This window comes from Mycolicibacillus koreensis (genome assembly GCF_002104795.1).
GTDB classification, from domain to species: domain Bacteria; phylum Actinomycetota; class Actinomycetes; order Mycobacteriales; family Mycobacteriaceae; genus Mycobacterium; species Mycobacterium koreense.
In genome coordinates, this window is the sequence record NZ_NCXO01000016.1 from 19,442 (window position 1) to 31,839 (window position 12,398).

11 protein-coding genes are annotated in these 12,398 nt (G+C 69.2%); 5 read left to right on the plus strand and 6 right to left on the minus strand.

Annotation, left to right across the window (positions count from 1 at the left end):
* Positions 1-88 precede the first annotated feature (88 nt).
* Genes B8W67_RS09105 through B8W67_RS09115 form a run of 3 tightly spaced genes read left to right on the plus strand, consistent with a single transcriptional unit; the run spans position 89 to position 4,245 of the window.
* Positions 89-1,606, plus strand: a complete 1,518-nt coding sequence (locus B8W67_RS09105) for a flavin-containing monooxygenase (protein WP_069391776.1) — start codon at positions 89-91, stop codon at positions 1,604-1,606.
* Positions 1,603-3,159, plus strand: coding sequence for an acyl-CoA carboxylase subunit beta (locus B8W67_RS09110; RefSeq protein WP_234806711.1), 1,557 nt, complete (start codon positions 1,603-1,605; stop codon positions 3,157-3,159). Before B8W67_RS09105 ends, B8W67_RS09110 begins: the two co-directional genes overlap by 4 nt.
* 60 nt (positions 3,160-3,219) lie before the next feature.
* The gene (locus tag B8W67_RS09115) at positions 3,220-4,245 is read left to right on the plus strand and encodes an NAD(P)H-dependent glycerol-3-phosphate dehydrogenase (protein WP_069391777.1); all 1,026 of its coding nucleotides are present in this window, start codon (positions 3,220-3,222) and stop codon (positions 4,243-4,245) included.
* On the opposite strand, the gene B8W67_RS09120 is transcribed toward B8W67_RS09115, so the two are convergent.
* Both B8W67_RS09120 and B8W67_RS09125 read right to left on the minus strand, forming a co-directional pair.
* Positions 4,242-5,678 (minus strand): sensor histidine kinase, encoded by a 1,437-nt coding sequence (locus tag B8W67_RS09120; protein WP_085303590.1) that lies wholly within the window; start codon positions 5,676-5,678, stop codon positions 4,242-4,244. The genes B8W67_RS09115 and B8W67_RS09120 overlap by 4 nt on opposite strands.
* Complete coding sequence (locus B8W67_RS09125; protein WP_069391779.1) at positions 5,675-6,445, minus strand: response regulator transcription factor; 771 nt, start codon at positions 6,443-6,445, stop codon at positions 5,675-5,677. The genes B8W67_RS09120 and B8W67_RS09125 overlap by 4 nt, the downstream gene beginning before the upstream one ends.
* 220 nt (positions 6,446-6,665) lie before the next feature.
* Here B8W67_RS09125 and B8W67_RS09130 point away from each other — a divergent pair, with 220 nt between their 5' ends.
* Positions 6,666-8,165 carry a SulP family inorganic anion transporter gene (locus B8W67_RS09130; protein ID WP_069391888.1) on the plus strand — a complete coding sequence of 500 codons (1,500 nt, stop codon included), beginning with the start codon at positions 6,666-6,668 and terminating at the stop codon, positions 8,163-8,165.
* Here B8W67_RS09130 and B8W67_RS09135 read toward each other — a convergent pair.
* The 3 genes from B8W67_RS09135 to grcC1 form a co-directional block, all read right to left on the minus strand.
* Positions 8,146-8,403, minus strand: a complete 258-nt coding sequence (locus B8W67_RS09135; protein ID WP_069391780.1) for a type II toxin-antitoxin system RelB family anti-toxin — start codon at positions 8,401-8,403, stop codon at positions 8,146-8,148. The genes B8W67_RS09130 and B8W67_RS09135 overlap by 20 nt on opposite strands.
* A 150-nt stretch (positions 8,404-8,553) precedes the next feature.
* A complete protein-coding gene (gene htpX / locus B8W67_RS09140; protein WP_069391781.1) occupies positions 8,554-9,414 on the minus strand; it encodes a zinc metalloprotease HtpX in 861 nt (286 codons plus the stop codon).
* A 65-nt stretch (positions 9,415-9,479) separates the two neighbouring features.
* Entirely contained in the window at positions 9,480-10,487 is a 1,008-nt protein-coding gene (gene grcC1, locus B8W67_RS09145; RefSeq protein ID WP_174254741.1) for a nonaprenyl/(2E,6E)-farnesyl/geranylgeranyl diphosphat synthase, read from the minus strand.
* A 22-nt stretch (positions 10,488-10,509) separates the two neighbouring features.
* On the opposite strand from grcC1, the gene menJ reads away from it, so the two are divergent.
* Positions 10,510-11,751 carry a menaquinone reductase MenJ gene (gene menJ / locus B8W67_RS09150; RefSeq protein WP_084228642.1) on the plus strand — a complete coding sequence of 414 codons (1,242 nt, stop codon included), beginning with the start codon at positions 10,510-10,512 and terminating at the stop codon, positions 11,749-11,751.
* On the opposite strand, the gene B8W67_RS09155 is transcribed toward menJ, so the two are convergent.
* Positions 11,744-12,286 carry a hypothetical protein gene (locus B8W67_RS09155; RefSeq protein WP_085303592.1) on the minus strand — a complete coding sequence of 181 codons (543 nt, stop codon included), beginning with the start codon at positions 12,284-12,286 and terminating at the stop codon, positions 11,744-11,746. The genes menJ and B8W67_RS09155 overlap by 8 nt on opposite strands.
* Positions 12,287-12,398: the final 112 nt, after the last annotated feature.

A 12,398-nucleotide genomic window follows, 5' to 3' on the forward strand; every position in this document is an offset into this window, starting at 1 on the left:
AGCCATCTCGTCGCTGCGACTTGTGGCCCAAACACCGCCGGGGTGCCTATCGTGGTGATCGAGACCACACCCGGAAGTGAGGACCGCGATGACGGTGACACGCCAGCCCGCCCCCGAGCAGACCGGCGACGGCGGCGACGGTGGCGACTGCCTCGACGTGCTGATCGTCGGCGCCGGCATCTCCGGGATCGGTGCGGCCTACCGCATCACCGAACGCAACCCGGCCGCCCGCTACGTGATCGTGGAGCGGCGCGCCCGCATCGGCGGCACCTGGGACCTGTTCCGCTACCCGGGTGTGCGGTCGGACTCCAGCATCTTCACCCTGTGCTTCCCCTACGAGCCGTGGACCCGCCCGGAAGGGGTCGCCGACGGCGACAAGATCCGCGAGTACCTGGCCGCGACCGCCCAAAAGTACGGCATCGACGAGCACATCGAATTCGACAGCGAAGTGCTCGCCGCCGACTGGGATTCGACCACCGACACCTGGGCGGTGCAGGTCAGCCACAACGGTCAACAGCGCACCTACCGGGCCCGGTTCGTGTTCTTCGGATCCGGCTACTACAACTACGACCACGGCTACACCCCGGATTTCCCCGGCGCCGATCAGTTCAGCGGCACCGTGGTGCACCCCCAGCACTGGCCGGAGGACCTCGACCACACCGGCAAACGGGTGGTGGTGATCGGCAGTGGGGCCACAGCGGTCTCGCTGATCCCCGCGCTGGCGCAGAAAGCTGCCCACGTCACCATGCTGCAGCGCTCCCCCACCTATCTGATCTCGGCGTCACGGTTTAGTCCGTTCGCTGACGTTCTGCGAAAAGTGTTGCCGCGGAGGCTCGCCCACCCGATCATCCGGCTGCGCAACGCGGTGTTCGAGGGCATCATCTGGGTGTTGGCCCGCAAGACCCCGCCGCTTTTGAAGTGGCTGCTGCGCCGTCAGGCGATCACCAACCTGCCGCCCGGCTACGCCGTCGACGTGCATTTCAAACCCCGCTACCAGCCGTGGGACCAACGGCTGTGCCTGATCCCCGATGCCGACCTGTACACCGCGATCAGCGAGGGCCGCGCCGACGTGGTCACCGACCGCATCGAGCGATTCGACGCCGACGGCATCACGCTGCAGTCCGGCGCCCACCTCGACGCCGACATCATCGTCACCGCCACCGGCCTGCAGCTGCAGGCACTCGGCGGGGTGCGGATCTCACTGGACGGCACCGAGATCAAACCCGCCGACCGGTTCGTCTACAAAGCCCACATGCTCGAGGACGTCCCCAACCTGTTCTGGTGCGTCGGCTACACCAACGCCTCCTGGACGTTGCGCGCCGACATGACTGCGCGGGCGACGGCGAAACTGGTGGAGCACATGCGCACCCGCGGCTACACCCACGCCTATCCGCATCTGGGCGGTGAGCCGATGCCGGAGAAACCGGCCTGGGACATCCAGGCCGGGTATGTGCTGCGCGCGCTGCACGCACTGCCGAAATCAGGCACCAAGCGGCCGTGGAATGTTCGGCAGAACTATTTCGCCGACGCACTGGACTACCGGTTCGACCGCATCGACGAGGCGATGGTGTTCGGACGCTGCGCTCAACCGGCGTTGGCCGGTTGAGCAGCGGCGTGGCGCCCGGCGACGGCGACGATCTGGCCGAGCTGTACCGGCGTCGGGCTTTCACCGAGGACGCCGCCCGCGCCGATGCGGTCACCCGCCGTCACGCCGCGGGCGGACGCAGCGCGCGGGAGAACATCGCCGACCTCATCGATGCGGGTTCGCTGGTCGAGTACGGGCGGCTGGCCACCGCCGCCCAGGAGCAGCGACTCTCGGTCGAGGAGCTGATGGCGCGCAGCCCCGCCGACGGCCTGATCGGCGGGCTGGCCCGCATCGACGGCGCCCAGTGCGCGGTATTGAGCTACGACTATCTGGTGATGGCCGGCACCCAGGGTCTTCGCGGGCACCACAAATCCGATCGACTTCTGGCGACGGTGGCTCGGTTGCGTTGCCCCACCGTATTTTTCACCGAGGGTGGCGGGGGAAGACCCAACGACACCGACTATCCGGCGGTCTCCGCCCTGGATGTGCGGACGTTCGCACTGTGGGCGAAGCTCTCCGGTGTGGCGCCGCGCATCGCGATCAGCGCGGGTCCGTGTTTCGCCGGCAACGCGGTGCTCGCCGCGAGCGCCGACGTACTCATCGCCACCGAGAACACCACCCTGGGGGTGGCCGGGCCGGTGATGCTGGCCGCCGGCGGCCTCGGCGAGCACCGCGCCGAGGAGTTGGGGCCGGTCTCGGTGATGGCCCCCAACGGGGTCATCGACGCGGTGGTGCCCGACGAGGCCGCCGCGGTCGCGCTGGCCCGCACCCTCGTCGGGTATTTCGCCGGGGACCGCCCCGCCGGGCCGGTCGCCGACCAGACCGCGCTGCGTGCGGTGATCCCCGCGCGTGAACGCACCCCGTTCGACGTGCGCCCGGTGATCACCACGATCTGCGACACCGGCACCGTCACCGTGCTGCGCGAGCAGTTCGCCCCGGAGCTGGTCACCGCGTTCGGGCGCATCGAGGGCCGCCCGGTGGGGTTTTTGGCCAACCAGACGCTGCGCATGGCCGGGGCGCTCACCGCCGACGCCTCGGATAAGGCGGCCCGGTTCCTGCAGCTGTGCGACGCGTTCGGCATTCCGGTGGTCTCGCTGGTCGACACCCCCGGCATCATGGGCGGGCCCGACGCCGAGCGGACCGCGGTGCTGCGGCACTCCGCGCGGGTGCTCGCCGCCGCCGCTCGCCTGCAGGTGCCGCTGATCGGGGTGGTGCTGCGCCGCGGCTACGGACTCGGCGCCCAGGCGATGCTCGGTGGGTCCACCCAGGAGCCGCTGCTCACCGTGGCCTGGCCGTCGGCGCACATGGGCCCGATGGGCCTGGAGGGGGCGGTGCGGCTGTCGCTGCGAAAACAGCTCGCCGAACTCGACGATCCCGCCGCCGCCGAGCAGCTGGTCCGCGAGGCCACCGCCGCCTACCGCGAACGGGTCACCGGGTTCAACGTCGCGCGGGCATTCGAGATCGACGACGTCATCGACCCGGCCGAGACCCGGTCGGTGATCGCCGCGACGCTGGCCGCCGCCGCCGGCCGCGACGGGTTCTTCGGCAGCGGACGCGTCGTCGACACCTGGTGAGCCACGGCCAGTTTGCCAACCCGCCGGTATAGGACGGCGGACCCCAATACGCTGATCGACATGTCAGCTGCCATCCGCACACCGAAGGTCGTCGTTCTCGGCGGGGGATCCTGGGGCACCACCGTCGCCTCCATCTGCGCGCGCCGCGGCCCGACGCTGCAGTGGGTGCGCTCGCAGGAGACCGCCGAGGACATCAACACCAACCACCGCAACTCCCGTTATCTGGGTGAGGAGGTGGTGCTCAGCGACACCCTTCGGGCCACCACCGACTTCACCGAGGCCGCCCGCTGCGCCGACGTCATCGTGATGGGCGTGCCCTCCCACGGCTTCCGCGGGGTGCTCACCGAACTCGCCGCCGAGCTGCGCCCCTGGGTGCCGGTGGTGTCGTTGGTCAAGGGCCTCGAGCAGGGCACCAACATGCGGATGTCCCAGATCGTCGAAGAGGTGCTGCCGGGCCATCCCGCCGGGATCCTGGCCGGACCCAACATCGCCCGCGAGGTCGCCGAGGGCTTCGCCGCGGCGGCGGTGCTGGCGATGCCCGACCAGCATCTGGCGGCGAACCTGGCGGGGCTGTTCCGCACCAAACGGTTCCGCACCTACACCACCGACGACGTGGTGGGTGTGGAGATGGCCGGGGCGCTGAAGAACGTCTACGCGATCTCGGTGGGCATGGGCTATTCGCTGGGGATCGGGGAGAACACCCGCGCGATGGTGATGGCGCGGGCGGTGCGCGAGATGTCCAAGCTCGGCGAGGCGATGGGCGGGCAGCGCGACACGTTCGCCGGGCTGGCCGGTATGGGTGATCTCATCGTCACCTGCACCAGCAAGCGCAGCCGCAACCGCCACGTCGGCGAGCAGCTCGGGTCGGGCAAGACCGTCGAGGAGATCATCGCGGCGATGAACCAGGTCGCCGAAGGGGTCAAGGCGGCCAGCGTGGTCATGGAGTTCGCCGGCAAGTACGGGTTGAACATGCCCATCGCCCGGGAGGTCGACGGGGTGATCAACCACGGCTCCACCGTCGAGCAGGCCTACCGCGGGCTGATCGCCGAAACCCCGGGCCACGAGGTGTACGGCAGCGGTTTCTAGCCGAGCGGCAGCCGCACCCGGAACACGGTGTGCCCGCCGGTGGATTCGGCCGCCACGGTGCCGTGATGGGCTTCGGCGATCGCCGCCACGATCGGCAGTCCCAGCCCCGCGCCCTGGGCGTGCCGGGAGCGCGCGGCGTCGGCCTGCACGAACCGGTCGAACAGATGCGGCAGCAGCGCCGGTTCGATGGCCGGCCCGTCGTCGGTGACGGTCACCTCGGCGTGGGTGGCGTCGACGGTGACCGCAGCGGTCACCGTCACCCCGGCCGGGGTGTGCACCCGCGCGTTGGACAACAGGTTGGCGACCAGTTGCAGTAGCCGGTCCCGGTCCCCGCTGACGCGCACCGGAGCCTCGGGCAGGTCGGTGACCCACCGGTGGTCGGGGCCGGCGACCGCGGCGTCGCCGACGGCGTCGCTGACCAGGTCGGTCAGCTCCACGTCCTCGGTGCGCAGGTCCTGGCGTTCGTCCAGCCGGGACAGCAGCAGCAGGTCCTCCACCAGCGTCACCATCCGGTGTGCCTCGGCTTCGATGCGTCCCAGCGCGTGTTCGCTGGTGGCCGGCAGCGTCGCGCTGTCCTGGCGGGTCAGTTCCGCATAGCCCTGGATGACCGCCAGCGGGGTGCGCAGTTCATGGCTGATGTCGGCGAGGAACCGGCGGGTGCGCCGCTCGGCGCCGGCGAGTTCGGCCAGCGCGGCGTCGACGTTCTCCAACAGCAGGTTCAGCGTCTGGCCGACCACGCCGACCTCACTGGCCGGGTCGGTGTCGCGCACCCGGGTGGTGATGCGGTGGTCGGGGTCGGCCAGCGGCAACGCGGCGACGTCGGCGGCGGTGGCCGCCACCCGGCGCAGCGGCCGCAGGGCGTAGCCGATCACCGCGATCGTGCCGAGCGCGGTGATCACCAGGGCGACCGCCACCAGCGCCGCCACCAGCAGGATCTTGGTGGTCAGCAGCGCACTCGAGCGGGTCAGCGAGATCCCGGCGACCAGCCGGTGCCCGTCGACGGTGCGGCTTTGCACCCGGTAGTCCCCGGCGGACCCGAGGGAGACGGTGTGCGCGACGCCGTCGGTCCACTGCTGGGCCTGCAACGCGGCGGTGAGATCGGGGCCGGCGGGGCGGGCCTCACCGTCGGCGAACACCGCCGAGTTGACCACGGTGTCGTCGTCGAGCACCGCGATCAGGTTGCCCGGGCCCTGTCCGACGAAATGGGTGAGCGGCTCGTCGGCGGCGCGTTCGCGACGCTGCGCGAAGGCGTGGCTGAACGCGGCCAGCGACCGCGACACCTCCGCGTCGTTCATCGTGGTCACGTAGCTGCGCAGGCTCAGCGCCGAGAACACACCGAGGGCGAGGACCACCACGCTGACCACCGCGCAGACCCCGACGACCAGTTGGGTGCGCACCGACCTCGGCCACCGGAACCGCCACCGCGGGCTCATCGCGGCGGTCGCAGCAGGTAGCCGACGCCGCGCACGGTGTGGATCATCGCGTCGCGCTCGGCGTCGATCTTCCTGCGCAGGTAGGAGATGTAGAGGTCGACGATGCCGGTCTTGCCGTTGAACCCGTAATTCCACACCTGTTCGAGGATCTCGGTGCGACTCAACGCCCGATTCGGGTTGCTCATCATGAAGCGCAACAAGTCGAATTCTGTTGCGGTCAGGGATATCTGATCGCCGTCGCGGGTGACCTCGCGGCTCGCACCGTCGAGCACCAGGGTGCCGACGATCAGCCGCTCGGGCACCGGGTTGCCCAGCAGTGCCGAGCGGCGCAGCAGCCCGCGCAACCGGGCGACCAGTTCTTCGAGGCTGAACGGCTTGGTCATGTAGTCGTCGGCCCCGGCGGTCAGCCCACTGACCCGGTCCATCACCGAATCCCGTGCGGTGAGAAGCAGTGTGGGGAGATAGGATTCGGATTCGCGTACTCGCTGCAGCACCTGCATGCCGTCGATGTCGGGCAGCATGATGTCGAGCACCAGGACGTCGTGGTCTCCGGCGCTGATCTGGTGCAGCGCCTCGCGGCCGTCGCGGGCGACGTCGACCTCCCAGCCCTCGTACTGCAGAGCCCGTTCGACCAGGCTGGTCAGGTCGGGTTCGTCGTCGACCAACAGGACCCGGATCGGTGAGCCGTCGGGGCGATGCATGCGGGGCAGGCGCCCCAGGATGGCCTGCCGCCGGTGCTGCCCGCCGTCCGGCGGTGCGGTTGCCATGGCGACATTCTTCCGGCCCGATCGACAATCGCCAATCCGTTCACGAAGAATTAACCTTGACCGGCGGTTTTGTGGCGTGTCTCACCGCGCGTATGTGAGTTTTCTATGCATCGTCGGCACCGGTTTGCCCACCGGATTCGCGCGCCCTTAGCGTCGCAGAAAAGCGCCCGGGAAATGCTTGGCGCACAGTCTGATTACCAGATCAAGGGAGACTCTCATTCTGCAGGTTGAGCACCGCACCCAGACGGCGACGGGCTCAGCGTCGACCGATCGGCTCAGAGCGATTCTGCGCTACGACCTTCCGGCGTCGCTGGTGGTCTTCCTCGTCGCGCTGCCGCTGTCGTTGGGGATCGCCGTGGCCTCCGACGCCCCGGTGTTGGCGGGGCTGATCTCGGCGATCGTCGGCGGTGTCGTCGCCGGCGCACTCGGTGGGTCGGTGGTCCAGGTCAGCGGACCGGCAGCCGGGCTCACCGTGATCGTGGCCGGGCTGGTCGCCCAGTTCGGCTGGGCGGTGACCTGTGCGATCACCGTGGCCGCCGGGGTGCTGCAGGTGATCTTCGGGCTGAGCCGGGTGGCGCGCGCCGCCTTGGCGATCTCGCCGTTCGTCGTGCACGCCATGCTGGCCGGCATCGGGATCACCATCGCCTTGCAGCAGGCCCATGTACTGCTCGGCGGAGAGTCGGCGAGTTCGGCGTGGGCCAACCTGGTCGGGCTGCCCGCCGCCGTCGCGGATGCGAGTCCCGTCAGCGTCGTGCTGGGCACCCTGGTGATCGCGATCATGGTCGGCTGGGGCCGGCTGCCGGGGCTCGCATCGCGCATCCCCGGCCCGCTGGTGGCGATCGTGGCGGTCACGGCGCTGTCGCTGGCGGTGCCGGTCGAGGTGACCCGCATCCGGCTGGACGGTTCGCTGCTCGACGCGATCGCCCTGCCGTCACTGCCCGACGGGCACTGGGGCGCGTTCGCGGTGGGGGTGCTCACCGTCGCGTTGATCGCCAGCATCGAGAGTCTGCTGTCGGCGGTGGCGGTGGACCGGATGCACACCGGTCCGCGCACCGACTTCAACCGGGAACTGATCGGGCAGGGCTCGGCGAACATCGTCGCGGGCAGTCTCGGCGGATTGCCGATCACCGGGGTGATCGTGCGCAGCGCCACCAACGTCGGCGCGGGCGCACGCACGCGGGCGTCGGCGATCATGCACGGGGTGTGGGTGTTGCTGTTCGCGGTGCCGTTCTGCGCGCTGATCGAACAGATCCCGACCGCGGCGCTGGCCGGGCTGCTGATCGTCATCGGGGCGCGGCTAGTCAAACCCGGCGACATCCGCACCGCCGCCCGCACCGGCAACCTCACCGTCTACCTGGTGACCCTCGCCGGGGTGGTGTTCATCAACCTGCTCGCCGGGGTGCTCATCGGGCTGGCGCTGGCGATCATCCTGACCGGCTGGCAGGTGGTGCGCGCGAAGGTCAGCACCGAACAACTCGACGACACCGAGTGGCGGCTGCGCATCGAAGGCGCCTGCACCTTCTTGTCACTGCCCCAGTTGACCGCCGCCCTCGCCGCACTGCCGCCGGGCACAACGGTCTACGTCGAGGTGTCAACGATCGTGTTCGACCACGCCGCCCAGGACGCCCTCGACGATTGGCAACACCAGCACTGCGTTCGCGGTGGCACCGTCCACCGCAGCACCGGCGCCGCCGTTGCGGTCAGTCAGCTTCAATGCTGACGTGCAGCTTCTTGCCGCACGCGACCGCGAGACGCTCCAGGGTCTCCACCCCGGGTATCCGGGCGCCGCTCTCCCAGGACGCGATCGCGGACTGACTGGTGCCCATCGCGGCGGCCAGTTCCGCCTGGGTCATCTCGGCGCCGACGCGGGTGACGTACACCAGCTGGCTCAGAGTCGTCGACCATCCGGCATCGCGGTAGGCGGAATCGTAGAACTTCGGCTCGGATTGGGTAATCATGGGGAAACCCCCTTAGCTTCCGATAGCGCAACGTCCCCATATCATATCTGACCCGATATATTTTGACCAGAGGTATAATTTTTATACCGGGCGTTCGGAAACCGCGGGACGAGCGGTGAAATCCGGTGTTTTCGAGACGTTTTCGTGGTCTCAGCGCCCTGCCATCTGCTCCAGTCGGCGGATCCTGTCGGCCATCGGCGGGTGAGTGGAGAACAGCTGCCCCATCTTCTCCCCCACCCGGAACGGGTTGGCGATCATCAAATGCGACTGGTTGGCGAATTCCGGCTCCGGCGGAAGCGGTGCGGCCTGCACCCCGTCGGAGATCTTGCGCAGCGCGGAGGCCAACGCCAGCGGGTCACCGGTGAGCTCCGCGCCGGACTGGTCGGCCTGGTACTCCCGCGAGCGCGACACCGCCATCTTGATCACACTCGCCGCGATCGGTCCCAGCAACGACACCAGCAGCATCGCGAAGGGGTTGCCGCCTTGGCGGTTGCCGCCGAACGCGCCGGCGAAGATCGCCATGTTGGCCAGACCGGTGATCACCGACGCCAACGCCCCGGCCACACAGGAGATCAGGATGTCGCGGTTGTAGACGTGGGAGAGCTCGTGGCCGAGCACCGCGCGCAGTTCCCGCTCGTCGAGGAGTTGCAGGATCCCGGTGGTGCAGCAGACCGCGGCGTGACGCGGATTACGTCCGGTGGCGAACGCGTTCGGGGCGTTGGTGTCGCTGATGTAAAGCCGCGGCATCGGCTGGTGGGCAACGGTCGCCAGCTCACGCACGATCTTGTACATCACCGGGGCCTGCACCTCGGTCACCGGTTGGGCGCGCATCGCCCGCAGTGCGAGCTTGTCGCTGTTGAAGTAGCTGTAGAAGTTCATCGCGACCGCGATGGCCACCGCCACCCACATCGCGGTCGGGCCGAACATCCGTCCGACCACGACGATCAGCGCCGACATCACCACCATCAGCGCAAACGTCTTTGCCGTGTTGTGGTGCGGATGCCATTTCATCACCGGTCGCCTCCTCGCGGACTACTGCTGATTAAACGCCATCGGGCGCGGGGAGGTTCCGGCGTTCAGCCGTGACGGGTGACGGTGTAGTCGACCAGGGTGGCCAAAGCGTCGCGGCCGGCACATGCCGGCAGCAGCTCCAGCTCGGCGCGGGCGCGCTGTGCGTACTCGGCGACGGTCTGTTTGGCCCGGGTCATTCCCGACGAGCGGCGCAGCAGCGTCAACGCCTCGTCGACCAGGGCGTCGTCGTCGATCGGGCCGACCAGCACCTCACGCAACCGGTCGGCGTCCGGGCCGGTGTCGGCGAGCGCGTAGAGCACCGGCAGGGTGTGCACCCCTTCCCGCAGGTCGGTGCCGGGCAGTTTGCCCGACTCATCGGGGTCGCTGTCGATGTCGATGATGTCGTCGGAGATCTGGAACGCGGTGCCCACGATGCCGCCGAGACGGGCGAGCCGGTCGATCTGGGTGTCGTCAGCGCCGGAGAACGTCGCGCCGAAACGACCCGACGCGGCGATCAGGCAGGCGGTCTTCTCGTACACGACGGTGAGGTAGTGCTCGATCGGGTCGGCGCCCGCGGTGCTGCCGCGCGTCTCGCGCATCTGGCCGGTGACCAGTTCGGCGAACGTCTCGGCGATGATGCGCACCGCGTCGGGTCCCAGCCGCGACACCAGCCGCGAGGCGGTCGCGAACAGGTAGTCGCCGGCCAGGATCGCGATGCTGTTGCTCCAGCGAGCGTTGGCGCTCTGGGCGCCGCGGCGCATCTCGGCGTCGTCCATCACGTCGTCGTGGTAGAGGGTGGCCAGGTGCACCAGCTCGATGACCGCGCCGGCGACGGTGACCTGCCAGGCGTCCGGGTCGGGGCCGAGCTGGGCGGCGAGCACGGTGAACAGCGGGCGGAACCGTTTGCCGCCGGCGTCGAACAGGTGGGTGACCGCCTCGGTCATCAACGCGTCGCTGCTGCGCAGCTCGGTGTCCATCAACTCCTCGATGCGGCCCACCGCGTCGCGGACGTTCGCAGCGAACGCCGGGTCACCGAGGTCGACGCCGGCCACCACGTTCACCGGTGTACTCACGGCTCCAACATACTGGTGAACCATGGGTGACTCTGCGACCGGCGTACCTGAAGACGCCGAGCTGGTAGTGGTCGGCGCCGGACCGGCCGGTTCGGCGGCCGCGGCCTGGGCGGCGCGGGCCGGACGCGACGTGCTGCTGATCGATTCGGCGTCCTTCCCGCGCGACAAGGCCTGCGGCGACGGACTGACGCCGCGCGCGGTGGCCGAACTGAACCGGCTGGGGCTGTCGGAGTGGCTGGCGGGGCGGGTGCAACACCGCGGCCTGCGGTTGAGCGGTTTCGGCAGCGCCGTCGAGGTCGCCTGGCCCGGACCGTCATTCCCGTCGACCGGCAGCGCGGTGCCACGCACCGAACTCGATGACCGGATCCGTCGCACCGCAGAGGAATCCGGTGCCCGAATGTTGCTGGGCGTCAAGGCAGTCGGTGTTCATCACGACGCCACCGGGCGGGTGTGTTCGGTGCAACTAGCCGATGGTGCGACGGTGCGCTGCCAGAGCTTGATCGTCGCCGACGGGGCGCGCTCGCCGCTGGGCCGGGTGCTGGGGCGGCAGTGGCATCAGCAGACCGTCTACGGGGTGGCTGCGCGCGGTTACCTCGCCTCACCTCGCCACGACGAGCCGTGGCTGACCTCGCATCTGGAGCTGCGGTCGCCGGACGGGGCACTGCTGCCCGGCTACGGCTGGATCTTCCCGCTGGGCAATGGCGAGGTCAATATCGGGGTGGGCGCGCTGTCGACCACCAAGCGGCAGGCCGACCTGGCGCTGCGCCCGCTGATGCGCTACTACGCCGATCTGCGCCGCGAGGAGTGGGGTTTTGAGTCCGATCCGCGGGCGATGCTCTCGGCGCTGTTGCCGATGGGCGGGGCGGTCTCGGGGGTGGCCGGGGCGAACTGGATGCTGATCGGCGACGCCGCGGCGTGCGTCAACCCGCTCAACGGCGAAGGCATCGACTCGGGCCTGGAATCCGGGCGGCTGGCCGCGGAGTTGCTCGATCAGCCCGACCTGACCCACGCGTGGCCGGCGGTGCTGCAGGAGCGCTACGGGCGCAGCTTCTCGATCGCGCGCCGGCTTGCACTGCTGTTGACGTTCAAACGGTTCTTGCCCGCGACCGGGCCGCTGGCGATGCGGTCCTCGGCGTTGATGACGGTGGCGGTGCGGGTGATGGCCAATTTGGTCACCGACGACGACGCCGACCTGGTGGCCCGGCTGTGGCGCGGCAGCGGCCTGACCTCGAAGCTGATCGACCGTCGTCGCCCGTTCAGCTGAGTTCGATTCGCGTGCCTTGAGACTCAGCAGGCTGCGGTCCCGGAGCCGTTGCGCCCGAATACCGCTCAGCGCTGGGTCTCTCGAATTGTCGCAGTGTGTCTGCGAACAGGCGGGCGAGCACGTCGACGTGGTCAGCCGGGCTTCCCGGGATCGATTGGTCGAGGGTTCCGATGATGACTTCACCGGTAGCTCCGACGAGAAAGCGTGAGACCAGCATGAGGTCGTCACGGGTATGTTTGCCGTCTTCGACCCAGCGGTTGAGGAACTGGTAATACGCCTCGGCGATGTCCTGGATCGCGTCGCGCCGTCGCGCCGCGAGGGAGGCCACTTTCAGCGAGTCCACGAGGATGAGGCGGGCTTTGTGTGGTTGGTGTTCGATGAAGGCACAGACAGCTCGAGCCAGTACGGCAGCGCCGGCCTCGACCGAGGCCGGCGGTTCTTGCGCCAGCGCCTGCAGATACTCGAAGAGTTCGGCGAAGGCGACGTCGAAGCTGGCTTGCAGCATCCCGTCGAGGCTGCCGAACTCCTGGTACACGTAGCGCTGGTTGAGGCGGGATCTGACAACGACCTGCCGTACCGACAACCGGTCAGCTGCGTCGTCCCGGAGGCAATCGAAGACCGCGGTGAACAGCTGTTGCCTGCGTTGG

Excerpts from the sequence above, each read along its gene's own strand:
- B8W67_RS09105 (WP_069391776.1), top strand. The coding sequence starts at position 89 with ATGACGGTGACACGCCAGCCCGCCCCCGAGCAGACCGGCGACGGCGGC.
- B8W67_RS09125 (WP_069391779.1), bottom strand. The coding sequence starts at position 6,445 with ATGGCAACCGCACCGCCGGACGGCGGGCAGCACCGGCGGCAGGCCATC.
- B8W67_RS09120 (WP_085303590.1), bottom strand. The coding sequence starts at position 5,678 with ATGAGCCCGCGGTGGCGGTTCCGGTGGCCGAGGTCGGTGCGCACCCAA.
- menJ (WP_084228642.1), top strand. The coding sequence starts at position 10,510 with ATGGGTGACTCTGCGACCGGCGTACCTGAAGACGCCGAGCTGGTAGTG.
- htpX (WP_069391781.1), bottom strand. The coding sequence starts at position 9,414 with ATGAAATGGCATCCGCACCACAACACGGCAAAGACGTTTGCGCTGATG.
- B8W67_RS09115 (WP_069391777.1), top strand. The coding sequence starts at position 3,220 with ATGTCAGCTGCCATCCGCACACCGAAGGTCGTCGTTCTCGGCGGGGGA.
- B8W67_RS09135 (WP_069391780.1), bottom strand. The coding sequence starts at position 8,403 with ATGATTACCCAATCCGAGCCGAAGTTCTACGATTCCGCCTACCGCGAT.